The organism is Deinococcus sp. AB2017081 (assembly GCF_034440735.1).
GTDB lineage: Bacteria > Deinococcota > Deinococci > Deinococcales > Deinococcaceae > Deinococcus > Deinococcus rufus.
This window is the reverse complement of the sequence record NZ_CP140098.1, coordinates 2,373,699-2,396,660: the sequence shown is the minus strand read 5'-3', so window position 1 is coordinate 2,396,660 and position 22,962 is coordinate 2,373,699. Positions and strand designations below refer to the sequence as shown.

Annotated in this window: 21 protein-coding genes; 17 read left to right on the top strand and 4 right to left on the bottom strand. The window is 70.8% G+C overall.

Translation table 11 applies throughout. The annotated features are described in order from the left end of the window. Window positions 1-11 precede the first annotated feature (11 nt). The 9 genes from U2P90_RS11570 (at window position 12) to U2P90_RS11530 (ending at window position 4,241) form a co-directional block, all read left to right on the top strand. Window positions 12-722, top strand: a complete 711-nt coding sequence (locus tag U2P90_RS11570; RefSeq protein WP_322472226.1) for a hypothetical protein — start codon at window positions 12-14, stop codon at window positions 720-722. After that, on the top strand, window positions 719-1,087 hold the full coding sequence (locus U2P90_RS11565; RefSeq protein ID WP_322472225.1) for a hypothetical protein: 369 nt from the start codon (window positions 719-721) through the stop codon (window positions 1,085-1,087). The genes U2P90_RS11570 and U2P90_RS11565 overlap by 4 nt, the downstream gene beginning before the upstream one ends. Beyond that, a complete protein-coding gene (locus tag U2P90_RS11560; protein ID WP_322472224.1) occupies window positions 1,087-1,470 on the top strand; it encodes a hypothetical protein in 384 nt (127 codons plus the stop codon). The genes U2P90_RS11565 and U2P90_RS11560 overlap by 1 nt, the downstream gene beginning before the upstream one ends. Beyond that, the gene (locus U2P90_RS11555) at window positions 1,451-1,921 is read left to right on the top strand and encodes a hypothetical protein (RefSeq protein WP_322472223.1); all 471 of its coding nucleotides are present in this window, start codon (window positions 1,451-1,453) and stop codon (window positions 1,919-1,921) included. Before U2P90_RS11560 ends, U2P90_RS11555 begins: the two co-directional genes overlap by 20 nt. Continuing rightward, window positions 1,918-2,349, top strand: coding sequence for a hypothetical protein (locus U2P90_RS11550; protein WP_322472222.1), 432 nt, complete (start codon window positions 1,918-1,920; stop codon window positions 2,347-2,349). The genes U2P90_RS11555 and U2P90_RS11550 overlap by 4 nt, the downstream gene beginning before the upstream one ends. A 10-nt stretch (window positions 2,350-2,359) precedes the next feature. Further along, on the top strand, window positions 2,360-2,548 hold the full coding sequence (locus U2P90_RS11545; protein ID WP_322472221.1) for a hypothetical protein: 189 nt from the start codon (window positions 2,360-2,362) through the stop codon (window positions 2,546-2,548). Then, complete coding sequence (locus U2P90_RS11540) at window positions 2,548-3,504, top strand: hypothetical protein (RefSeq protein WP_322472220.1); 957 nt, start codon at window positions 2,548-2,550, stop codon at window positions 3,502-3,504. The genes U2P90_RS11545 and U2P90_RS11540 overlap by 1 nt, the downstream gene beginning before the upstream one ends. Window positions 3,505-3,577: 73 nt before the next feature. Next, window positions 3,578-4,111 carry a hypothetical protein gene (locus U2P90_RS11535; protein WP_322472219.1) on the top strand — a complete coding sequence of 178 codons (534 nt, stop codon included), beginning with the start codon at window positions 3,578-3,580 and terminating at the stop codon, window positions 4,109-4,111. Then, on the top strand, window positions 4,080-4,241 hold the full coding sequence (locus U2P90_RS11530; protein WP_322472218.1) for a hypothetical protein: 162 nt from the start codon (window positions 4,080-4,082) through the stop codon (window positions 4,239-4,241). The genes U2P90_RS11535 and U2P90_RS11530 overlap by 32 nt, the downstream gene beginning before the upstream one ends. A 27-nt stretch (window positions 4,242-4,268) precedes the next feature. On the opposite strand, the gene U2P90_RS11525 is transcribed toward U2P90_RS11530, so the two are convergent. Then, complete coding sequence (locus U2P90_RS11525; RefSeq protein WP_322472217.1) at window positions 4,269-4,598, bottom strand: hypothetical protein; 330 nt, start codon at window positions 4,596-4,598, stop codon at window positions 4,269-4,271. Between the two features lie 76 nt (window positions 4,599-4,674). Between U2P90_RS11525 and U2P90_RS11520 the strand changes: the two genes are divergently transcribed. The 5 genes from U2P90_RS11520 to U2P90_RS11500 all read left to right on the top strand — a co-directional run bounded on the left by U2P90_RS11520 (window position 4,675) and on the right by U2P90_RS11500 (window position 16,124). Then, window positions 4,675-10,284: a peptidoglycan DD-metalloendopeptidase family protein gene (locus tag U2P90_RS11520; protein ID WP_322472216.1), complete on the top strand. Its 5,610-nt coding sequence runs from the start codon at window positions 4,675-4,677 to the stop codon at window positions 10,282-10,284. A gap of 67 nt (window positions 10,285-10,351) precedes the next feature. Continuing rightward, window positions 10,352-10,993 (top strand): hypothetical protein, encoded by a 642-nt coding sequence (locus U2P90_RS11515; protein ID WP_322472215.1) that lies wholly within the window; start codon window positions 10,352-10,354, stop codon window positions 10,991-10,993. Between the two features lie 102 nt (window positions 10,994-11,095). After that, window positions 11,096-12,649 (top strand): hypothetical protein, encoded by a 1,554-nt coding sequence (locus U2P90_RS11510; RefSeq protein ID WP_322472214.1) that lies wholly within the window; start codon window positions 11,096-11,098, stop codon window positions 12,647-12,649. Further along, a complete protein-coding gene (locus U2P90_RS11505; protein WP_322472213.1) occupies window positions 12,646-13,110 on the top strand; it encodes a hypothetical protein in 465 nt (154 codons plus the stop codon). The genes U2P90_RS11510 and U2P90_RS11505 overlap by 4 nt, the downstream gene beginning before the upstream one ends. Further along, window positions 13,107-16,124: a right-handed parallel beta-helix repeat-containing protein gene (locus tag U2P90_RS11500; RefSeq protein WP_322472212.1), complete on the top strand. Its 3,018-nt coding sequence runs from the start codon at window positions 13,107-13,109 to the stop codon at window positions 16,122-16,124. The genes U2P90_RS11505 and U2P90_RS11500 overlap by 4 nt, the downstream gene beginning before the upstream one ends. On the opposite strand, the gene U2P90_RS11495 is transcribed toward U2P90_RS11500, so the two are convergent. Genes U2P90_RS11495 through U2P90_RS11485 form a run of 3 tightly spaced genes read right to left on the bottom strand, consistent with a single transcriptional unit; the run spans window position 16,029 to window position 18,897 of the window. Then, a complete protein-coding gene (locus U2P90_RS11495) occupies window positions 16,029-17,234 on the bottom strand; it encodes an O-antigen ligase family protein (protein ID WP_322472211.1) in 1,206 nt (401 codons plus the stop codon). The two genes, U2P90_RS11500 and U2P90_RS11495, sit on opposite strands and share 96 nt — an antisense overlap. Then, window positions 17,231-18,703 carry an O-antigen ligase family protein gene (locus tag U2P90_RS11490; protein WP_322472210.1) on the bottom strand — a complete coding sequence of 491 codons (1,473 nt, stop codon included), beginning with the start codon at window positions 18,701-18,703 and terminating at the stop codon, window positions 17,231-17,233. Before U2P90_RS11490 ends, U2P90_RS11495 begins: the two co-directional genes overlap by 4 nt. Next, window positions 18,700-18,897 carry a hypothetical protein gene (locus tag U2P90_RS11485; protein ID WP_322472209.1) on the bottom strand — a complete coding sequence of 66 codons (198 nt, stop codon included), beginning with the start codon at window positions 18,895-18,897 and terminating at the stop codon, window positions 18,700-18,702. Before U2P90_RS11485 ends, U2P90_RS11490 begins: the two co-directional genes overlap by 4 nt. 72 nt (window positions 18,898-18,969) lie before the next feature. Between U2P90_RS11485 and U2P90_RS11480 the strand changes: the two genes are divergently transcribed. The 3 genes from U2P90_RS11480 (at window position 18,970) to U2P90_RS11470 (ending at window position 22,950) form a co-directional block, all read left to right on the top strand. Next, window positions 18,970-21,162 carry an Ig-like domain-containing protein gene (locus U2P90_RS11480; protein ID WP_322472208.1) on the top strand — a complete coding sequence of 731 codons (2,193 nt, stop codon included), beginning with the start codon at window positions 18,970-18,972 and terminating at the stop codon, window positions 21,160-21,162. Window positions 21,163-21,170: 8 nt separating this feature from the next. Beyond that, on the top strand, window positions 21,171-21,356 hold the full coding sequence (locus U2P90_RS11475; RefSeq protein ID WP_322472207.1) for a hypothetical protein: 186 nt from the start codon (window positions 21,171-21,173) through the stop codon (window positions 21,354-21,356). Between the two features lie 61 nt (window positions 21,357-21,417). Next, complete coding sequence (locus U2P90_RS11470) at window positions 21,418-22,950, top strand: hypothetical protein (protein WP_322472206.1); 1,533 nt, start codon at window positions 21,418-21,420, stop codon at window positions 22,948-22,950. Window positions 22,951-22,962 lie beyond the last annotated feature (12 nt).

Here is a 22,962-nt window from a genome sequence, read left to right as displayed (position 1 = left end):
TCGTGGGCGAGATGGTGAAAGTGACGTCCCTGGGCCAGACCTTCACGGCCCAGGGGCAGGGGTACGGCCCGTTCATCGCGACGGCGGAGCGGCCGTATCTCGAGGTGCCCCTGAGCATCGCGCTGGTGAGCGGAGCGCCGGTGTACGAGGAGGGGGAGGCTACGGTCAGCCCGGAGCAGGTCACCGCTCCCCTGACCGTGGAGGCCGCCCGCCAGCTGCTCGGCCTGCCTGTGGATCCGGAAGGCGCGGGCAGCCTGCCCTGGCTGCGCCGCTCCCTGGACGAGTCCGAGCGCCAGCGCCTGGACGCCCTGCGCGACCGGGATCAGGTGCAGGCCGAGTACGGCACCTTCAGGCAAGCAGCCGACCATGCTGGAGCGCAGGCCACCAACGCCCGCGTCGCCCTGGAGCAGCGGGTCACCGAGCTGCAGGGCGAGCTCGACACCGCCCGCGCCCGCATCGCCGAGCTGGAGGGTACCCCGGTGCCCGGCGAGACCCCGAGCGACGTGGCCCCGGCCCCGACCGGGACGCCTCTCGTGGCCGGCCTGCCCGTGCCGGAACTGCTGGTGCAGCATGGCTTCGACACCATGGAGAAGCTGGACGCGGGCCTGGTCGTGCCGGACGGCGCCACCGAGTCGCCCGTGATGGCCGTGACCGGCATCGGCAAGAAGTCGGTCGAGGCGTACCAGAAGGCTGTGACCGACTGGAAGGCTGAGTCGGCATGACCCTGACCGGCCCCACGTTCCCCCTCGACCGGGACGCCGCGCTGGAGCACCTGCGCGACGCCCTGGGAGCGAACTATGCCGGGCCGATCGACGACCCCACCCTGGAACGCGCCCTGGGCGTGGACGCCGTGACCGTGGAGGACGCGGTGCACCTGCGCCCGTGGGCGACCGCCGCGCGGCTGATCCGCGACAACACCGAGTACGAGGTCAGCAAGGGCCTCAACGCCCGCATCGACCGCAAACTCCAGGGCCTGGACGCCCAGCAGGCCCGCGCCGACACCACCGCCGGGATTCAGGTGCCTGACCCCAGCGACGACCGCTGGCCGCCCCGGAGCGGCGTGGTGGACACGCAGGCGGTCTTCTGATGCGGGTCGATGCCCGCCCGTTCTTCGTGCTGGCCGTCCAGGGCGGCGGCACGGGGCGCTGCCTGCGGCCGGACTTCAATGCCCGGAGCGTCGGTGTCGGCGGCAGTGCCGGGGCGCTGGGCACGGTGGGCGTGGCGGCGACGCACACGGTCACGGCGTTCTCGCCCCTGCCCGCCGGCCTCACGCCGGACGCCGTCGTGACGATCGACGACACCACGCCGCCCGGCCGGTACCGGGTGATCACCGTCGCCCCCACACCCGTCGGCGCGGACGTATACCTGGCCGCCGATCCGGCCCCGACCACCGCCCCCTACGTGCCGGACATCACGCCGGACACGCCGCGCACCGCGCAGAGGCTGCCGTATGTTGCACCTGACGAGTAGCCTGGATCTCTACGGCAACCCCACCCTGCGCCGCCGCCTGGAGCGTCTCGGTGACCTGCCGGTCGAGGTGGCCCGCGAGATCGCCAGGGGAGCCGCCGCCCGCCTGACCCTGGAGGCGAAGGCGGCCCTCCAGACGCAGGGGCCGCGCACCCTGGGCCGCCGCACCGGGAACCTGATCACGCACACCCGCGCGACTGCCCGCGACACCCCGAACGGCGCGACGGCCGAGCTGCACACGCTGTTCTACGGCCGGGTCAATGCGCGGGGGATGACGATTCACGCCAAGACCGCGCCGTATCTGGTGTTCCGGATCGGAAACCGCCTGCTCCGGAAGCGCTCCGTGGTCATCCCGGCCCGCGACTGGGATCGCCTCGCCATGGAGCGCACCCGCGCCGCCCTGCCGGGGCTCACGCGCCAGGCCGTCGTGGCCCGCATGCGGGTGAGCGCGTGAGGCCCAGCGAGAACGTCAAGCGGCTCCTGGCGAACCTGGGGGCCGAGGTGTACGCCGAACTGAGCGGCGACAATCCCGCGTGGCAGGCCCCCATCCTGCGGGCGGTCACCGAGACGGCCGTGAAGCCGTGGATGATCTTCACCATCGTCGGGCCGCTCGACGAGGACACCCACCGCGCGGACCTCGGCATCACGGCGCAGGTCGCGTGCCTGGTGTTCGTCAACGTCGCCTTCGAGATCAGCGAGAGCGACGAACACTACCTGTCCGTGTTCGACGCCCGCGTGGCCGCCGTGCGGGCGATCCAGCGCGTGCTCCGGGACGCGCCGGCGAACCTCACGCCGTACTGGCGCGGCGAGGAGGAAGCGGAACTGAACGGGGCCACCATCAGCCAGTCGAAGATCGTGATCGCGTGGGACGAACCCGCGTGAGGGAGGACACATGACCGGCAAGCACTACCGCTACGTGGGCACCGGCGAGGTCGGGGAGATCATTCCCGGCGTCGGCCTGGTGAGCAAGGAACCCATTCAGGCCCGCGACGACGCGCACCAGCAGGCCATCGAGGCGAGCGGGGTCTACAAGCCCACGACCGCGCCGAAGAAGGCCGACCCTGACAAGGAGACCGAGTAATGCCCTGGGAGAACATCGACGCGAACATGGGCCGCTACGGAGCGCTGTGGGTCGCCGTGCAGACGGCCTTCGGCACGCCCGCTGCGGCCCCCACCCACGCCCTGCGCGTGCGGACGTTCCTGCCGCCCACGAAGCAGTACACCCGCACCGCCGACGAGTACGCCGACAAGAGTATGGAGAGCAAATTCGAGCGCGTGCAGGGGCTGGCGCTCGACACCCGCTCGCTGACCATCGAGGCCACCGTGCGTGACCTCGCGCTGCTGTACCAGGCTGCGCTCGGGGACGCCGTGACCGGCACCCTCACGCCGAAAACCGGGGACTTCGCGGTGTACGCGCCGGGCGTGCCGCTGACCATCTGGCAGCCGCACCCCGGCGGGCACACCATCGCCAAGGACGTGCAGATCACGTCGCTCGAACTGACCGTCGCGGCCCGCGCGAACGTCACCGCGCAGATCGGCCTGGGCATCACCAGCGTGGACGACCTGGGTACCCTGCCCGCCGCGCCCACCATCAGCCAGGAGGTGCTGCAGTTCCGGCACTTCTGGGTGAAGTACGACGGGGCCGTGATGAAGCCCGAGTCCGGCACGGTGCGCCTGACGGTGCCGATGTCGGCGGTGGACGCCGCCCAGGGCCTGCTGGCGGACGACCGCGCCCTGGCCCCGCTGGGCTGGGAGCGCAGCGGCCCGCGCGTGGCCCGCATCGAGTTCGCGACCGCCGGCACGCCCGCCGCCCTGCGAACCGGGTACGGCGTGACGGATCCGGCCAACCTGAAGACCGCCGAGGCCGGCTTCACGCTGCCCGGCGCGACGCCCAAGGTGCTGAGCCTGAAACTCAACCCCGCCCAGGTCAAGGGCCACGACCCCAGCAATGGCCTGGATCGCTTCACGGTCTCGCACGCCATCGAGGGTGTGAGCGTGGACGGCCTGCCGCCCTTCAGCGTGACGATCCCGGCCTGAAGGTCTGTCCCGACCCGCCGCCCTGCACCCTGGGGCGGCGGTCTGCTGTCACGCCGCCGCCGACACTGCCCCCATGCCGAAAGTGAAGCCCGCTGCCCTGCCCGGATTCCACGCCGACGTCACCCTGACCACGGGGGTGAGCGTCCGCCTGCGTAAGGTCGACCTGACCGCCATGCAGCGGGCTGCGTTCACCTCGCTGGTCATGGGTGCCCATGCCCAGGCGGGGCGCGAGCACGCCGAGGCCGCCGGGGAGTTCCTGCGGCGGGTGCTCAAGGAGACGGAGACGGCGGCGGGCGAGATCCCGGACGAGCTGCTGAACTTCCCGGAGCTGATCCTGAACCACAACCGCGACAGCGACGTGGCGCTGCTGCGGGCGAGCTGCATCGAGCCGACGCTGGACGGTCTGGTCGAGCTGTATGCCGGCGACATGACCCTGCCCGACCTGGGTCTGGGGCCGGACTACTCGCTGCTGCTGGCCTACGCGCGGCAGCACAGCCGGGTGGCCGCCCCCGGCGCGCTGGAGGTCGCGCAGGCCACGATGTTTCCTGCGGAGCGCGGCGACGGTGCTGGACGGGATGGCGAAGCGGTACGGGAAGCGGCCGAGTGACCTCGTGCGCCCCGGCGCGGTCGAGGGGCACGAGCGGCTCGATCTCGATCTGGGCGTCTACTTCTACGCCATGGGCGAGCGGGCATTGAGCGAGGCGCAGCGACTGGATCGGGAGGCGAAGAAGGGGTGACGGGACGCAGATCATGCGCGTCGATTCCTATCGTTTGTTTTGGTTTAATGCATGATGCACTTGATTCACAAAATCAGTCATTGAATCATTATTGATTTGTTTGAATGACTCTGATTTTACGACTTTATCTTCGATCCAACCTACGATAACAAAGGTGGGTTGCGTACCCCCATTGGTAAGATAAATGCCAACGTCATCTACGCCCGCACTATTAATGAACGATAATCCAGCAGCAAACCATAAACTATAGGTGTCCATCGAGACACCAGACTGTCGATAGCCAGTAACTTGACTCCCTTGGGAATCGACGCCCAGATCTTCGGCACTGTGGTTTGTGGATCTCGCTGTGGTTGCCATTCCCTAGCCTAGCAAGTCAAGACGAAGGCGCATGGTGCCACTCGTTCCCGTGTCACCCGCCCCGCCACCGTGAGGCATGGCCCCCAGCGTCGCCGATGACATCCTGCTGCGACTCAACACGCAGGCGACCGGCACCGCCGACGTCCAGCAGCTGTCGCGCAGCATCACCCAGCTCACGGCCGAGATGACGGCCACCGGCAACGCCGCCCAGGTCAGTGAGACCAAGCTGGAACTGATCCGCGACGAGCTGCTGCGCACGGCACGCGGCTTCCAGGCCGGCAGCCGCGAGGCGACGCAACTGGCCCAGGCCGCCGCCCAGGTGCAGGCCCGGATCACAGCGATGGGCACGGCCACCGCCCGCGCCACCGCCGAGACGCAGCGTCAGGCGGCTGCCGCTGCACGCGCGGCCACCGAGACCCAGAGACAGGCGGCCGCGTCCCAGGCGGCAGCGGACGCGGCGGCGGCCCAGGCCCGTGCCCAGGCCCAGGCGAACACCCTCACCGCCCGCCTGGGCGGTCTGGCGACAGACGCCAGTGCGGGCCTCGGCACCCTCCGGGCCGGGCTCGCGGCGGTCATCGGGCCGCAGATCATCGGCGGGTTCCGGTCGCTGGTGTCGTCGGTCACCGGCCTGACGGACGAGGTGAACCGCGCGAACAGCGCCGGGCTGGTCTTCGAACTCACCATGACCCGCTTCAAGGTCAATGTCGACGACGCCGACCGGGTGGCCGCGCGGCTGGCCCGCACCTTCGGCGTGAGCGTCTTCGAGATCAAGGACGCCATGGCGACCATGGTGCGCGCCGGGGCGCGGGATCTCGGGCAGCTTGAGGGGGCCATGAAGGGCGCGGGGGCCTCGGCCATCCTCGCGGGGCGGCAGGCCAAGGACGGCTTCGACGGTCTCGCGGCGGCGGTGGCCACCGGCCTGAGCAACAGCCTGAACGGCATCAGCGTCGCCGAGAACGTCGGCCCGGCACTCGACAAGGTCGCCAAGGCCGCCGGTACCACTGCGGACGGCCTGAGCGATGTGGCCCGCGCGAGCACCGTGCTGGGCCTGGTGAGCCGCGCCACCGCCACCGAGGTCGAGGCGCTGCCCGCGATCCTGAACGACTACACCCGCTCGCAGGCCGAGAGCCGGCAGGCTGCCCAGGAGCTGCGCCAGGAGCTGGGCACCGCCCTGATGCCGGTGGTGACGACCCTGACCGGCGAGGTCACCCGCAGCCTCCAGGCCGGCACCGACTGGGCGCGGGCCAACCGCGACACGCTGGTGCCGTCGCTGAAAGAGGTCGGGGTGTTCCTCGTGGACACCGGCAACGCCCTGAAGGTCGTGCTCGCGTTCATCGGCGACCTGGGCACCGCCGTGGGCGGCGTGGGGACGGTGCTCGTGGGCTTCGGGCTGACCGTCGCGGGCGGCCTGACCGGCGGCATCCGCGCGGCCGTGACGGAGATCAAGGCGCTGTTCGCGACGTCGGTGGACAGCCTGCTGGCGTTCCAGACCGCGTGGAACCAGCTGCGGCGCGGCGACTTCGCCGGCGCGAAACGCACCATCGCCGAGGCGATCCAGGCGAACCTGGAGGCCTTCCGCGCCGCGCCCGGCAACGTGGTCGCGGGGGTGCAGCAGGGAGCGCAGTGGGGGGTGGAGACCGTGTATGCGGGTGCGGACAGCCTGTCCACGGTCGGCACCCGGACGAACACGGCCATCACGCAGGGCAACGCCAGCGGCGCCCGCGTCCGGGACGCGCTGGGGCTGATCTCCCTGCCGGAGTTCCTGAAGGCCCTCGGGGTGGGCGGCTACCGGATCACGCAGGACTTCGGCGCGACGCCTTACGCCCAGGCCAATCGCGGAACACCAGGGTACGAGGACGGTACGCACAAGGGCCTGGACATCGGTACCCCCGAGGGCACCCGCCTGTACAGCCCGGTGTCCGGCACGCTCGCCTTCGCGGGCTGGAACAAGCAGGGCTTCGGGAACCTGGTCAAGATCATCGACGAGCAGGGCCGCTCCATCCTGCTGGGGCACCTCAAGGGGCTCAGCGACGACCTGAAGAAGCAGCTCGCCAGTGGGAACAAGACGGTTACGGCCGGGCAACTGCTGGGCTTCACCGGGAGCACCGGGAACTCCAGTGGGCCGCACCTGCACTTGGAGGTGCGGGACGCGCAGGGGAGGGCGCTCGATCCGGCCAGCCTGAAAGCGGGGGGCAGCACGGCTCCGAGTCCTCCCCCCACCTCAACGGCGCCCCCACCCGCTGGCCAGCCCGTCACCTTCACCGACGCCCAGATCACGAAGGCGCGGGCACTCCAGGCCGCCATCGACGCGGCCGTGAAGGCCAACGACCCGAAGGCGTGGAACGGCGCGACGGCGGCCATGCAGCGCTGGGAGAAGCAGAGTGAGGGCAACCGGGCGGCGCTGGATGCCGTGCGGGCCACGGCCCAGCGCACCGCCCAGGCGAGCCGCGACGCCACCGAGGAGCAGATCCAGGGGCAGCTCCGCGCCGCTCGCACCCTGGCCGAGGAGGAAGCCCGGATCAAGGCCAGCGGCACGCGGGGCGAGCGTGAAGCGCTGGACAGCCGGGTCAAGGCCTTCACGGACGGCGGGGTGGCCCAGCGCGAGGCCCTGGAGCGGGCCCGGCGGGCCCTGGCCGGCGAGACCCAGCTGCGCGAGCAGCAGCAGCGCGATCAGGAGACGGCCGAGCGGGAGGCGACCGCCCGCGCGAAGGAACAGGCCCGGATCCGCGCCCAGATCGCCAGCGAGGGGCGAGCCCTGACGGTGAGCGGCGCCCAGCAGGCCGCCCAGCGGATTCAAGAGCTGAACAGCCAGGAGCTGGCCGCGTTCAAGGGTACCGCGGCCGAGCGTCTGAAGGTCGTGCAGCGCCAGTCGCAGGATGAGTACACGGCGCGGATGCGGGTCACACAGGCCCAGCGCGACGCGGCCCTGCGCGAGTCCGCGAACCAGGGTGGGCCGAACCAGGCCGAGCGTGACCGGCAGATCCGGGTTCAGTACGAGCAGACCCGCCTAGAACAGCAGGGCGTGCGGCTCGAGACCGTCCGGCAGGCCACGGCCGCCGTCACCCAGGCCCAGGAGGACTACACCGCCGCGCTCGACGAGGGCACCCGTGCGGGCAACGAGGCGCTGGCGACCCTCGACCGCACGCAGCTGGGCGGACGCGAGCTGGCGGCCACCGCCCAGACGCTGATCCCGGCACAGACGACCTTCGACGCGCTCCAGATCCGGATCCACGCGCTGCGGGCCGACCTTTCCACCCCCGGCGTGGCCGAGGCGTGGATCGCCAGCATCGAGGACATGGCCAAGGCCGGGCGCCTGACCGCGCCGCAGGTGGCCGCGCTTAAAGAGCAGATCGTGGGGCTGCGCGATGAGACGGCCACCCTGATCGACCTGGGCGGCGCGGTGCTGGATCCGGACACCGGGAAGCTCCTGTTCAAGACCGAGGCGCAGGTGCGTGGCATCGGGGTGGCGGCTGACGGCACCACCCAGAACTTCTTCGACCTGCAGAACGCCATCGAGAACGTCGGCCGGTTGAGCGAGAGCGAACTGGAGACGCTGCTCCAGCAGTCCGGGCTCGCGGCCGACGAGGCCGAACGCCTGCGGGCCGCGTGGGACGCGCTGTACGGCACCCTGGGCACCGGGCCGCTGCTGCCGGACTCCCTCCAGGGCCGGGGCGTGAGCGACGGAGCAGTGCCAGGCCCGGAGGATCCAGCGACCGGGGTCCTCGCTGCGGGCGAGAAGGACGCCCTGCTCGCCCGCATGGAGACCATGCATCTGGACGACATCGGGAAGGTCTACGCGGGCCTGATCCTGAAGGGGGTGCAGGACACTCCGCTCGGCCAGCTGATCGGCGGGTACCTGCGTGATCAGGCCCAGGCCATCCAGGACGCGCTGCTGAGCGACGGCGGGGCCACGCAGGATCTCACGGCCTCCGGAGAGCGCCGGGGCGTGCGCGACGAGTCCGGGCGGGCGGTGTCCACCGAGCCTGAACTGACCTTCCTGACCGACGACCAGGTGCGCGGCATCGGGCAGAAGACCGACACCATCGGGCAGGACTACTACGACCTGGAGCACGTCATCCAGAACGTGATGACCATGAGCCGGGACGAGATGACCGCCCTGATGGTCACGGCGGGTCTGCTGCCGGCGCAGATCGCGAAGGTCACGGCCGCGTGGGAGGACTTCCACCAGGTGGCCGATCTCCCGGTCGCGGGCATCGAGGCGCGGTTCGAGGGCTGGGCCACGAAGGTCGACACCCTGGTGGCCGATCTCGACGACGGCGCGATCTCCCAGGAGGACTTCAACCGCCAGGCGCTGGACACCGTTCCGGCGCTGGAACGCCTGGCCCAGGCGGCGGACGCGCGGGGCTTCGCCGAGCTGGCCGGGTATTACCGGACGGCGGCGGCGGGCCTGAAGGAACTCGTGACTGGCGCGGGCACCGTCACCCAGACCCTCACGACCGCCGAGCAGCAGGCGGCCGACACGACGGTGAGCCTGCTCGACCTGACCACGCGGTACCGCGATGGGGCCATGGGCCAGCAGGAGTTCGTCACAGCGGCCCAAGCCGCACTGGACAGTCTGGAACAACAGGCCCAGGCGGCCGAGCGGGTCGGGAACACGGAGCTGGCCGCGTACTACCGCCAGCTGGCGGCCGAGCTGCGCGAGCTGGGCGGCGCGGCCCTGACGACCGCAGGAGGGTTCCAGAAGTTTGCCGAATACGCCGGGTACACCCAGCAACTCGCGGGGGCTTTCGGCAAGCTCGCCGGCGCGACCGGCAACGGCGACCTGGAGGCGAACTTCAACGGCATCGCCAATGCCGCCGGGCAGGCCATTGCCCTGGCTGGCGACGTGGCCCGGATCCTGGCCAACCCGGCCGACGTGGGCGCGTGGGTGGGCGCGATCACCAAGGTGGTGTCGGGGATCGCCGACGCTGCTGCTGGATATCGTCGTGCCCGCGAGGAAGCGGCCAAGGCCCGCAAGGAATTCGAGTCCGGCTTCAAGGTCATCGACGCCAGCGCCTTCAGCAGCTTCACGACCCGGTCGCGCGGCTTCTGGGCCGACCTGTTCGGCGGCGGCCCCGAGGTCGTCAAGCAGATCGACGAGACGGCCGCGACCATCGCCCGCACCATCGAGTCCGGAGTCAGCTCGGGCTTCACGCGCGGGATCACGAACTTCCTGAACGGCACCGGGAGCCTGCTCGACGGCATCCGCGACGGCATCCGGGGGGCGGTCATCGACGCGATCACTCAGGCCATCATCCAGGGAGCGATCATCAAGGGCACCCTGGGGGGCCTGCTCACCGAGCTGACGACCACGCTCGCCGGCGGCGGGGACGCGACCAGCGTGATCACCCGCATCGGGGAGGCGCTACCCGGCGTGGCGCAGCAGCTGGAGGCCACCTTGACCCCGCTGCGCCGCACCATCGACGCGGCCCTCCCGGCCAGCTCGCCCAGCAGCGGGGGCAGCAGCCCCACGCTGGCGTCCAATACGGGCACCCTGCAGACCGGCACGCCCACGGTCGTGATCGACGTGCTGCGCGAGGCGCGGGATCTGCTGCGGAGTGCGAACGACACCGGGCGGCTGCTCGCCGAAGCGGCGCGGACGTTCGACGGCGCGGTGGATCGCTTCGGCCAGTATGTGGATCGGGTGGCCGGGCCGCACGCCAGCAGCACGGCGGGGGCGCGCTGAGGCGGAGATCTGCTCTCGGTGTCGACGTGAGGCAACGCAGTCAGACCGGGTTCGCTACCGTGGGCGGGTGAAGCGCACGAGGAACTGGAAGTGGATGGGACTGGGATCGGTGCTGGTGGCGCTGTGCACCGCGTGTGCGCCAGGGGCGACGGCAGGTCAGGACGACGCCATCTATCGGATGAGGGGCAACGTGGCCCCGGAGGCGATGCCCCTGACCGTCCATGTCGACGGCGTCGGCACCGTCCAGGCCGTGAAGGATGGCGGTCAGGTCGACTATTTCGGCGAGCGGTTGCAACCCTTCGAACTGAACCTGCCCGCGCCACGAGGCCCGTCGCGCCCGCTGTCGAGCCTGTGGGCCCGGGACTGCCGGGTGACGCTCAGCGTCGATCCCAGCATCGTGCAGATCCTCCCCGTCGCTCAGGGAGTGAACGGCGTCGCGTACTCGGGCCAGAATCTCCTGGAGACGCCGCCGTTCAGGATGTGGAGGACGCTGCCGGCCCGGGCCAACCGGGCATCATTGAGTCTGCTGTACGTCACCCATGACGCGCTGGTGAACGGTGAGGCGGCGTGCCCGGTCGCGTCCGGCGGCCTGCGCACTCAGGTGATCACGTTCCACTTCCGGGCCGGGTGGAACATAACGTGGTGGGGGCCAGGAAGGGTGAGCACGGACTGGGAGCGCAAGGTGGTCTGGCTCCCGGATGCGGACTGAACCCAGGCCCCGGCCCGTGACCTGACGGCCCCCGCCGAACCCGCCCGCGTGTCACCCGGCCCGGCACCCTGACCCCATGGTTGACCGTGCCGGGGCCCGCTGATGGCCGCCATCCAGAACGTCCGGCTGATCGTCTCGGACTGGGACGGCACCTACCGCCACGACCGCTACCTGGAGCACGCGGATCCCCCGCTGCGCATGAACGTGCCGGCGTCCGGGTTCGAGGCGGGCCGCACCGGGTGGGGCGGCTGCCTGGAGCTGACGTGGCAGGCGATGTGGGCGACCCTCGACGTGCAGGAGCGGGACATCGTGGAGCTGGAGGCCATGTACGCCGCGTACAGCGGGGTGTGGTTCCGCGAGTTCGCCGGCGTGGTCGTCAAGTCCGGCAACTCGCAGGCCCCCGGCCACTCGAACTTCAAGGCGGTGGGCCTCAAGAAGCGCCTGACCGAGGTGCGCTGCGACCTCGTGACCCTGCCCGAGCAGGACGCGGGGCTGAGCCTCCGCGCCGTCGTCACGGCCGCCACGACCGGCGGCGACCTGGGCAGCGCCATCCTCGACGACCCGAGCGTGCTGCCCGAGCTGGGCGTGATCGTGGCCGCGTTCAGCCCCTATGGGCGCAAGGTCAGCGACGTGCTGGACTACCTGTGTGCTCAGGCCGGGGCCACGTGGGACGTGGACGCCCTGCGCCGCGTGTTCGTGCACCTGACGGCGGATCCGCCCGTACTCCAGCTGACCGAGGGCACGCAGGTCGTGCCGACCTTCGAGGACACCGACAGCGAGGCGCTGGTGACCGGCGTGTGGTTCGGCCTGGGCAGCCGTCCGGACGGCACGCCGGAGGTGGAGGCCGTGACGGCGCCGGAGGCGGCGGCCCTGGGCGTGGCGGTCAAGGACGTGCCCCTGGACCCCAGCGTGCCGGCGTGGCAGCTCGCCCCTGTGACGGGCGAGACGTTCACCAACACCTCGACCGAGGCCGAGTTCATCTACGAGATCCTCTCCGACCAGGGGGCGCAGGACGGCGGGGCGCTGTTCACGCTGATCGACGCCGCGCAGCCGGGCACGGTGCTGTTCCGGGTGCCCGCACACCGCCGCGTGGACCTCTGGGCGCAGTGGCTGGGGATGACCTCCACGGTGCTGATGGACGTCGCCACCGACGACGGCAGCGTGCTGGAACAGGTCACCCGCACCACCCTGGACGGCAGGGTCACCCTGCGGGAGGCCTACGCGCCGCCCCGGATCCGGGGGGATCGGGCGCTGACGTACACCTTCCACCTGTCCCCTGGGGCGCAGCTGATCCTGTACGAGTTCCGGCCCGAGCGTCCGGACACCGACCTGCTGACCCGGCTGGCGGCCTTCCACTACGTCCTGCCTCACCGCGACCCGGCGGTGATCACGGTGGACGGGATCCTCGTCGAGGGCAGCAGCGTGATCGGGCCTGTCACGCCGCGCCCGATGCTCTCGCTGATGCGCGAGGACGGCAGCACCTACGAGAACACCGTCGAGAGCATCACGACGCACCTGAAGCTCGTCGGGGGCGTCCGCACCATCCTGCGGGCCGGGCAGCGTGAAGGGGCCGAGGCCCGCGCCGCCCGCTGGCTGGGCCAGCTCGCCCTGATGGACGCCACCCAGGACGCCGTGCGCGCCCGGAGCGGAGCATGACGCTGCGCGTGCGGAGCGGCGGGCAGCGCCTGGGAGGGGTGCTCTACGGCGGGGTGCTGGTGCCCCTTGGCCCCGAGTGCCGGCTGACCCGCCCGGCGTGGAAGGCCAGTGGATCGGTGGAGCAGACGCCCACCGGGCGGGTCTACGCCACCGATCCGGCGACCGGGATCATCCCGCAACCGTCCCAGGCGACCCTCACCTGGGTGGTGCGCGGCGTGAGCCCGCTGCGGGCGGAGCAGGCGCTGGCGGCCCACCTCGCGCTGCTGGACGCCGTCAATGAGCTGTGGGAGCACCAGGGCCGCCTGGACGTCCTGCGGCTCGCCGAGGCTCCGAGTCCCGAGATGGGGTTCGGCGGCCTGTCGTGGCGGGGCTCGCACGTCTACGACCTGATCAGTCCCCTCTACACCCTGCCCACGGGCTTGCGCTCGCGCACGCCCATCGCCCCTGGAGGCCTTCCGTGAAACTGCTCACCGTCACTTCCGGCCCGACGTGGCCCGGCAACGCCCCCCTGCCCGATGTGGGCACCGGGGTGGGCACCGTCATCTTCCGGCCGGTTTCTCGGGTCGCGAGCGGCACCGGCACGACCATCGGGGAGTCGATCGCGCGGCTCGTCGTGACGGCCCAGGGCACCATCGAGCTGCGCGGCACCGACTACGTGCCCTTCCAGCTGTGGGGCGGTGTGCCGGCCGACGGCGCGGTCGAGGCCCCCGTCTACGAGGTCGAGGAGTACCTGCACCTGTACGTGGGAACGCCGCAGGAGCGGGCCGCGGTGCAGTACTTCCGCATCCAGCCGTATGAAACGGTGGGGGACGGGATTCCTGAGGGCACGTGGGACTACCGGACGGTGCCCGAGAACGCGGTGCGGTACGTGGCGGGGCCGGAGATCCGTCAGGCCTTCGAGGAGATCCGGGGCGGGCGGGTCATCCTGGCCGATGCGGAGGCGGCGCGGCTGGCCCTGCTGGATGGAGCGACCGGTCTGGCGGCGCTCACGGCACTGGTGGAGCCCGCACTCACCGAGATGGAGCAGGCCACGGCAGACGCCCTGGGTGTCACCGGCATCAACCCGGCCTACGTCAGCGCCACCACGGCCGATCCGCCGGCCGCACCCAATGGCACGCGGGGGGCGCGGCGCACCGTGGCCGGCGGGCTCCAGCGCCTGATCCGCACGGCTGGCGCGTGGGTGCCGGAGGGCACGCCGCTGCTGGGTGAAGGCAGCGTCGCGTTCCCGTACATTCCCAATTTCAATATTCGCGAGGAGGTCACGGTCGACGGGGCGGGCGGCCTCCAGACGCTCACGATGTTCACCGCCGAGGGCATGGGCCTGAAGGCGGACGACCTGACCGATAACACGGCCAAGCTCCAGCGGGTGTATGACAGCCGGGAGTACGTCGTGTACACGGGCCGGGGCGGCGGCGATTACAGCGTGGACGGCACCGTGACTGCCTCCGGTCTGAACGGGCAGGTGTACGTCTGGCAGGGCCGCGCCCGCCTGAAACAACAGGCCACCCGCACGCCCCTCCTCAAGCTCAGCGGCACCGACGTGCAACTCGTCAACCCCAGGATGGCCGGCCTCGGAGCGGGCGAGTGGAACGGCTTGAGCAGCAACCTGGGCCGCCTGCTGTGGATCACGGGTGGGAGCAATTTCAACGTGCTTGGCGGCCTGCTCACTGGCGCTGGCTACGCGGGCCTGTTCGTAGAGCTCGTGAGCGACCTGCTCGTGGACGGCCTGCGCGTCATCGGGCCCGGCGACATCACACCCGGGGGCAACTACAACTTCGGGATCAAGCTCCACTCCAACTGGGACGAGGATGGCCGCCCGAACGCCACGATCCGCCACTGCCACGTGTCTCGCACCGCCCAGGGCTACTTCACGGGGCCAGGGTGGGACTTCTCCCGGCTGCTGCGCAATGTGGCTGAGTATATTCTGGGCCAGCACGGGTTCTACCTGAACCCCGGGCACAACATGGAGGTGGATCACAACCGCACCTTCCAGACCGCGCTCAACGGGATCAAGGTGCAGTCCTCGTTCGCCAACCGGGGCAGCAGCAAGCGTAACCTGCGCCTGACGAACAACCTCGCGGTGGACGCGGGCAGCTGGGGCTTCGTGGTGAGCCAGGGGGATACCGTGGGCGACCTCGCCCCAGACGGGAACCCGGTGCCCGAGAGCCTGTTCCTGAACCCGACCGTGGCGAACAACACGGCTAGCACGTGTGTGGGCGGGCTGGTGGTGGAGGACTCCCGGGGCCTGACGTATGTGGAGAACCGTGCCCTGGACTCCCTGGGCATCGGGCACTCCTTCCGGAACACCACCGGACGCGGCTGGGGGAACGAAAACGTCAACAGCAAGACCAGCGCGATCCAGATGCTGGAGCCGGTGTCCGGCGGCACCCTGGAGTTGGTGAGGTGGAAGGTCGCGGGTGCGTGTCTCGACCTCAGCGGCCTGAGTGCCAGCAGCGACCAGCGCAGCATGATCTCGATCCAGAACACGGGGCAGACCGTGAAACTCTGTGGCGACTTCGACATCGGGGCCGGTACCCCGGACTATGCGCTGTACGAGACCTCGCCGGGCACGCTCAAGCTGAGTGACCTGACGCTTCCTGGCCTGAAGGTCGATGGGACACCCCTGCTGACGCGCATGACCGGCACGCTCGCGGAGTTCCACAATGTGGCCGGCGTGCGGTGGTACGGCATCCCGGTCTACCCGGCCAGCGGGGTGACGGGGAGCGGCTACAGCGTCGTGACTGTACCTGGCGCGGTGCCGCCCACCGGGTACTACTACAGTGGGCAGCGCTTCCGTCCGAGTGTGCAGCTCACGACGGGGCCGCTCGAGACGGTGGTCTCCAGCCCGGGCTACGTGGGCACCGCGTGGGCGGCCTCGACCGCGTTCACGGCTGGGACGATCATGACGGTGTCCACCCGCGCGTACCGGGCCACCATGGGCGGCACGACGGGCACGGTGGCCCCGACCCACACCACCGGCAGTGCGACCGACGGGGGCGTGACCTGGGAGTATGTCGGGTCGGCCGCGACCACCATCACGGTGCCGGTGGACGCCCTGAGCCGGGCAGGGGGGATCGTGACGGGCACCGTGCAGATCACGGCGGGAACCGCGCTGCTGTTCAGTGACAGCTGGGCGGTGACGACGATTCGGGATTCGCCGGTGGCGGGGGAGAACTCGATCTTCCACCGGAACTCGGACACCACGCGGGACAACAAGGATCATCACATCATCGGGCCGAATGCGTCGGCAAACCGGCTCAAGAGTGTCAAGTTCCGGAGCTACCAACTGCTGCATGACGCGCCGGACGGGATCTGGAACGTTGCTGTCATTCGAACGGGCACGACGGCCCAGCGCCCCACAGCCAACCTCTATATCGGTCTACTGTACCGAGACAGCACGCTCGGGAAATACATCTGCGTCCGGCAGGTCACGCCGTCCGTGGTCTGGGAAGACATGATGGGCACGACGGTATAACCCCGGCACCATCACGCTCAGCGCCGCCGCGATGTACAGCTCTTTCGGGCCAGTCAGATCGCCGCTCACCAGCGCGTTGCCGAGGGCGAACAGGAACACGCCCAGCAACATCACCTCCTCGAACTGGCGAGAGCGGGCGGCACGGGCGAGCCGGTACAGGGCGAGGCCCAGCGCGATCACCAGCCCCGTGCCGGCCACCCACCCCAGCTCCGCGAACGTCTCCAGCACGATGTTGTGCGGATACCGGGCGTAGGGCATCAGGGACGCGGCCAGTCCCCCCAGGCCGATGCCGCCCGGCACGTCCTGGATCCAGCCGGTCGTGATGGCCCACAGGGTGTCGCGCCCGGAGGTGACCCCGTAGCGATCCTCACGGGCGAAGCGGGCCAGCACCCCATCAAGCACCATCGGATTGAAAAACACGGCCAGCCCCGCCCCGGCACTGGCGAGCATCACGGCCAGGCCGGGCAGGGTGACGCGCCGCACCAGCAGGGGCAGCAGCAGGGCCAGCACGATCAGCAGGGAGGCGAGCGGGCCGCGTGAGCCGGTCAGGACGATGATCCCGAGGATGGGGGCCAGCGCCCACAGCCACGGGCGGCGCAGGCGCCCCGTCAGCACGCTGACCCCGACCCACAGGGCGGCAATGCCAGCGGCACGGGCGAGCCAGATGGGGTTGCCGTCTTCCCCGATGGCGAGGCGGCCACTCTCACTGACAATGCTGGGCAGCGCGGGCAGCGTCCCGGCCACGATCAGCACGCACACAAGACCCAGGGCGTTCAGGTACTGGCGCAGGTGGTCGCGGGCCTGGATCAGTAGGGGCGGCAGGATCAAGGTAAACGCCAGCGTGAGCAGCACCAAGGTCTGTTTGCTGTCGCTGTACGGCGTCATGTAGGTGACTTCGGGCGCGGTCAGCACGGCGACCCCCGCCAGTCCCGCCACGCCCAGCATGACCAGGGCGCTGCGGGTCAGTCGCCACCCGACGATGACGGCGCACAGGGCCGCAAGCCCGGCCAGCGGCAGTTGCAGGTTCGGCAGGAACGGGAACAACCCCCGGAGGTGATCGTGCAGCAGAAACAGCACTAGTGCGAGGATGCCGACCGTGCGCGGGGTCATGGCCCCAGTGTACGGGGCGGGACATGCTGCCCTGACCACGCCCACCGCCCCAGCACGCGGGCCTGCACGCCACCGGGGGCCAGCAGGCGCAGACGGATCTCGACGGGGTAGACGGGCGGCAACACCTGCATCAGCGACGGCTGCCCGGCCTGGACGGTGATGGTTCGCAGATGCGTGCAGGTGGTCACGCAGGCCAGGGCGTCGAGCTGGTATGGACCGGGCGGGGCGGTCAGGGTGAACCGAATGTCCTGATAGCGCTTTGACCGGTCTTCGCCCACCGAGGTCACGGCCACCGTCACGGGCCGCGTGTCCACCGTGCGCCACAGCGCGAGGGGCGGCAGGAGGGTCAGGCCCAGCAGCGCCCCGCCGAGCAATGCGGCCCGCCCGGTATCGGCCCGTGTCCACGGTGGCGCACTCACCAGCGCCGCGCCTCCGAACACGTAGAGCAGGACACCGGCAAACGGCCCCGGCAACAGGAGCGGCGTGTCGGCCAGCCCCATTCCCAGCGGCATGGCGACCCCCGCGATCAGCAGGGGCCGCCGGGTGCGCCACGCCGCCCACGCCAGCGCCCCCAGCAGGAGGTATTCAGCGAATGTCCCGATTGCCCCTGTCTCCCCGAGCGTTTGCAGCGCGGCGTTGTGGCTCATGACCTGGGGCTTAAACGTCCCCGCCACGTCCTGGCAGCGCACGCCCCGCTGCTCCAGTTCGCCCCACCATCGGCACGGGTCAAGCGGCTGCAACTCGCTGCCCAGCAGCCACCGCCCCACGCCGCCCACGGGATGCGCCTCGATGACCGTCCGGGCGTTGCTCCAGAGGATGTCCCGCCCGCCCACCTGCGTCGTGCTCAGGCGGGAGAGCACCGTACCGCCCCCGAGGGTGGCCGCCAGCAGGAGGCCCACCACGCCGAGGACAGGCACGATCAGCAGCCAGCGCCGCCCCCGCACCGCCGCCCCGAGGGCCAGCCCCAGGAGCAGGGCGAACGCGGCCCCCCGGCTGCCGCTCCAGAGCACGGCACCGAGACCCGACACGGCCAGCACCGGAGCCCACACCCGCCCCACGCCACCGAACGCCGCCACGGCGACGGCCAGCGCTCCACCGAGGCCGATAGACGTAGCCGCAAACACCGGATGGGTCAGGCGGCCCGCTCCGGTGGCGAGGGTGTAGGCCACGGCGATCCCGAGCAGCGCCAGCAGCCCCCAACCCAGTGCCCGCCCGTGTTCATCCTGCCACCGCGTGCCCAGCCCGATCAGGCCCAGCACCAGCGCGGCGTGCAGCTCGGCCGCGATCAGCGCCCACTCCGGGCGGGGGGCGGTGGCTGCCGCGATCACGGTGAGCAGCACGTACCCGCCCAGCCCCACCTGCACACCCAGCGGCAGTGCCCGCAGGCCCACCCAGCCGAGCACGGCCCCGAGGACGCCGAGGCCGGGAATGGAGGGAAGGGCCGCCAGGAAGGTACGCAGCGCGGTCACTCGCCTGACCGGTACAGCTGCCACGCAATGCGGGCAAACGCCGTGGCGACTCCCACCAACGCGACCGCCTGAAAGACCGCGAACCAGCCCCAGACCACACTGCCCCGGCTAAAATTCAGCGCCGCCTCGGGCACGAACAAGATCGCCGCGCCGTACCCCAGTCCCGCCCCCACCGCCCACGCTGCCGATTTCACGTGGGTGAGCATACCTGTCCCCACTGCGAGCAGCCTCGCGCCCCCTGTCACCCCACCCCCCACCCTGGGCGCATGGGCGTTTCCTCCCGCACCCTCGCGCAGCGCGCCGCCGCCCTGCGGGATCGCATCGCGCTCGGGGCCGTCACCCTGACGCCGGCCGTCACCCTCAGCGCCACACCAGACAGTGTCACCTCCAGCGGCAGTGTCGTCCTCACCGCCCAGGCCTCGAACGTCCAGGCCGTCGAGTTCTACCGCGAGGACGTCCGCGTGGCGACCTTCACCGCGCCGCCCTACACCTACAGTGAGCCCCTGAACGCGACCGCCAACGGCATCCGCACCTACCGTGCCGTCGGCCTGAGCGTTCAGGCCACCGTGGAGGCCAGCGCCACGGTCACGGTCGCCATCCCCGCCGTGACGCTGCGGGTCAGCACCGCCCGCATCACGCAACCCGGCACCGTCACCCTCACGGCCGACGTCGCTTCTGGCGTCACGGTCGCCTCGGTGGCCTTCGCCCGGAACGGCACCCCCCTCGGCATGGACAGCGCCGCCCCGTTCACGTTCAGCGAGTCCCTCACGTATCTGGACAACGGGACGCGCTCCTACACCGCCACCGTGACCGACACGGCGGGCCGCAGCGCCGCCAGCGCCTCGGTGCTCGTCACTGTCGCGATCGCCGATACCGCAGCCCCCACCCTGAGCCTGGACGTCTCGCCGGATCCGGTCACGGCCGCCGGCAACGTGACCCTGAACGCCGCCGCCGCCGACGACCGGGGGGTGGCGAAGGTCGCCTTCTACGTAGACGGCACGCTGATCAGCACCGACACCACCGCGCCGTACAGCGCCACCAAGGCCGTCACGGCCGCCGACAACGGTGACCGGACGTTCAAGGCGATCGCCACCGACACCTCCGGCAACACCTCGCAGGCCACCCGGATCGTCCCGGTGCGGATCGTCACGCCAGGGATTCTGTACGCGGAACCGGCCGATCCCTGGACGGCCTACGACTGGAACGACAGCGTGGGCGCGAGCAGTACCGACGCCGCCACGCTGGTGATCACCACGGCGCTGCTCGACCAGTACGGCCGGATCGCCACCGATCCGGCCGACGGCATCGCCAAATGGTTGTTGGATTTCCGCGACCTGCCCGCGAACATCCGGAACCCGCGCAACATGACCACCGGCAAGCGGGCCATCTACATCAAGGCGGGGAACCGCTGGGTATGGTGCGTGCACGGCCAGGCCATGGGCGTCGGCGGCGGCGGCACCTCGCGCGGCATCGTGGGCTGCGCGGGTGGCAGCAAGTTCACCTTCAGCGACTTCAGCTTCCACGGCCCGCACACCCACATGGCGACCGGCCAGTACGCGGGGGCGGTGCGCCCCGAGGGGGCCAAGCACTCGGAGCTGCGGCAGGTAAACCTGCGGCGCACCCAGGGCTTCCGGGCCCAGAAGGCCCAGCTCGGGGACAATAACACCCAGGGCTTCGTGATGCGGATGGCGCACGGCTGGAACACCAACGGGCAGATCCGGGACACCAGCACGAACACCGGCTGGAAGCTCGGCAGCACCGTGGACGTCGACCGGCAGGTGGCCAACCTGTGGCAGCTCGCGAGCTCGACCGTGCGCCGGTACCAGGTCGAGTACTGCATCAGCGAGCAGGAGCCGGGCGACTCCTACATCGAGGACACCGGGAACAGTTACGACGTGCAGCTGTACGGCGCGACCGATTACGTGCGGGTGATCTGGCGCGTGGAGGCCAGAGGGGCCTACCCGATGAACCTCGGCAGCGACTACAGCGGGGGCGGGTTCATCTACGACGGCAGCACCTGCAAGTGGCTCAGCACCGAGGAGTGCTACGCCCTGGAGACCAGCAACTACGGGTTTGCGCATGCTGGCGGCGGGCACACCCGCTTCCGGGACGTGGTGGCCTACAACCGGGGTGTGGCGATCGGGGGCGTGCGGCCGGACGGCACCCCCGACACCATGCACTATGACCGCGACTACGGCAGCAGCGCGGACACGTCTGGGCGCATCACGGACGGTCTGCGCGGCGGGTGGGGGGCGCCGACCGACAGCGACCCCAACCGCCGCAAGGATGGCCCGGATAACGGCACGAGCGCGCGTGGGACGGTGTTCAGCCGCATCGAGCGGTTCAATGGGGGAGTGGGCGCCATTCCCCAGTCGGCCCTCGACGGCGCCATGGCCGAGATCCAGGGCAAGCGCGACGCGGCGGGTGTCGTGGTCGGCCGGCGCAACCCGGCGGCGTGAGGAGCGAGATGACCCGATTCCAGATCCAGCGCGATGCCCAGGGCCTCACCTTCGTCGCCGAGGTGCCGGACGCCCAGCCCGGCGAGACCTTCGCGACCCGCCGGGAGGCCGACGAGCAGCTGCTGGATTCGATCCGCAAGCAGGACATGACGCCTGAGGCCTGGGTGTCCCTCGAGTACCTGCGCTTGAACTGAATTCCATCGGTGTGTCCCAGTGGGCCGTGCCGGGTGTCACGCCCAGGCCGACCCTGGGGGCGTGAAGACGACGCGCGCCCTGATCCTGCTGCCCCTGCTGCTGCTGGCGTGTAAGGCACCGCCGCGCCAGGAACAGCAGACCCCGCCGACGACCACCCCGCCGCCGGTCGTCACGCCGGCCCCAGCGCCCAGTCCGGCCCCCGTGCCCACACCAGATCCGGCACCGGTGCCCACGCCAGTGCCTGACCCGGTGCCCGCCCCTGAACCGGTGCCCGTGCCCACGCCGGAACCCGCACCCAGCCCTGCGCCGGAACCCGCACCCAGCCCTGCGCCGGAACCTGTCCCCGCCCCTGCGCCGGATCCCGTCCCGGCGCCGACGCCCGCCCCAGACCCGGTGCCGACCCCCACGCCCACCCCGGTACCGACGCCTGCGCCCACGCCCACCCCGGCACCGGTGCCCGCGCCTGTCCCTGTCCCCACGCCGCCAGTCGTCACGCCTCCCGCACCGGCCTACAGCGGCCCGCTGGTGATCACCAAGGGCGGCACGTACAGCGGCAACTGGGAGAGCCTGGACGCCACCGTGCCCGCCGTCTTGGTCAAGACGAGCGAACCCGTGGTGCTCCAGAGCTGCCGCGTGCGGGGCAAGGGCCACCTGATCAGTGCGCCCTGGATCAGTGCCCAGCTCACCGTGCGCAGCTGCAGCGGCACGGCGCTCAACCCCGACGTGGTCACCCGCAGCCTGGGGCGCTTCATCCACGCCGAGGGCGCCCAGTCGGTGGTCGTCGAGGGCAACACCCTGGAACGCACGAGCGGCATCTACATCAACGCCCTGAGGCCGAAACCCTCCGGCCCGACGGTGGTGGTGCGGTACAAAGTGGCCCGCGACCTCGACGGCCGGTTCAGCGACGGCCGAGGCGGCTGGCAGAAGACGTTCCAGCGCGTGCAGTTCGTACAGCTCAACGCCGTGAAGGCACCTGGGGTGGACATCGGCTGGAACCGCGTGGAGAACACGCCGCTGTCTGGCCACGTCGAGGACGTGATCAACATCTACGCCAGTGTCGGCACCGCCAGCTCGCCGATCCGCGTGCACGACAACCTGATCCAGGGCGCATACGGCGTGCCGGTCAGCATGGACTACACGGGCGGCGGGATCATGCTCGGCGACGGCAAGGGATCGGCCTACCAGCAGGCCGTGAATAACACCGTGCTGGAGACGAGCAACTACGGCGTGGCGGTCGCGGGCGGCTCGAACATGCTCGTGCAGGGCAACACGGTGCTGGGTACCGGCAAGGCCCCGGACGGGACGCTGCTGGACGCGACCCCGGACGCCGGGCTGTACTGCCGCAACTATCCGAAGGAACCCCGCGCTGAGGGGAGCATCGTCTTTAGGGACAACACGGTCGGCTGGGGACGCCCCAAGGTCAGCAAGCCCGATGCCCGCTGGGACTGGAGCTGGGGTACGGCCGGGTGTGCGGACGCCGGCGGGAACGTGAAGGTGGGCACCAGCGCGGTGCCGGCGACCGCCCTGCTGGATGCGGTCGCCGCGTGGGATCTCCGAGTCGCGGCGGCGGGGGTGCGTGTCGGTGCGCCCTGAGCCTCAGTCCAC

Bases quoted from the DNA above. Each gene is read 5' to 3' on its own strand.
- U2P90_RS11570 (WP_322472226.1), top strand. From the start codon at position 12: ATGGTGAAAGTGACGTCCCTGGGCCAGACCTTCACGGCCCAGGGGCAG.
- U2P90_RS11565 (WP_322472225.1), top strand. From the start codon at position 719: ATGACCCTGACCGGCCCCACGTTCCCCCTCGACCGGGACGCCGCGCTG.
- U2P90_RS11560 (WP_322472224.1), top strand. From the start codon at position 1,087: ATGCGGGTCGATGCCCGCCCGTTCTTCGTGCTGGCCGTCCAGGGCGGC.
- U2P90_RS11555 (WP_322472223.1), top strand. From the start codon at position 1,451: ATGTTGCACCTGACGAGTAGCCTGGATCTCTACGGCAACCCCACCCTG.
- U2P90_RS11545 (WP_322472221.1), top strand. From the start codon at position 2,360: ATGACCGGCAAGCACTACCGCTACGTGGGCACCGGCGAGGTCGGGGAG.
- U2P90_RS11540 (WP_322472220.1), top strand. From the start codon at position 2,548: ATGCCCTGGGAGAACATCGACGCGAACATGGGCCGCTACGGAGCGCTG.
- U2P90_RS11535 (WP_322472219.1), top strand. From the start codon at position 3,578: ATGCCGAAAGTGAAGCCCGCTGCCCTGCCCGGATTCCACGCCGACGTC.
- U2P90_RS11530 (WP_322472218.1), top strand. From the start codon at position 4,080: ATGGCGAAGCGGTACGGGAAGCGGCCGAGTGACCTCGTGCGCCCCGGC.
- U2P90_RS11525 (WP_322472217.1), bottom strand. From the start codon at position 4,598: ATGGCAACCACAGCGAGATCCACAAACCACAGTGCCGAAGATCTGGGC.
- U2P90_RS11520 (WP_322472216.1), top strand. From the start codon at position 4,675: ATGGCCCCCAGCGTCGCCGATGACATCCTGCTGCGACTCAACACGCAG.
- U2P90_RS11510 (WP_322472214.1), top strand. From the start codon at position 11,096: ATGGCCGCCATCCAGAACGTCCGGCTGATCGTCTCGGACTGGGACGGC.
- U2P90_RS11505 (WP_322472213.1), top strand. From the start codon at position 12,646: ATGACGCTGCGCGTGCGGAGCGGCGGGCAGCGCCTGGGAGGGGTGCTC.
- U2P90_RS11495 (WP_322472211.1), bottom strand. From the start codon at position 17,234: ATGACCCCGCGCACGGTCGGCATCCTCGCACTAGTGCTGTTTCTGCTG.
- U2P90_RS11480 (WP_322472208.1), top strand. From the start codon at position 18,970: ATGGGCGTTTCCTCCCGCACCCTCGCGCAGCGCGCCGCCGCCCTGCGG.
- U2P90_RS11475 (WP_322472207.1), top strand. From the start codon at position 21,171: ATGACCCGATTCCAGATCCAGCGCGATGCCCAGGGCCTCACCTTCGTC.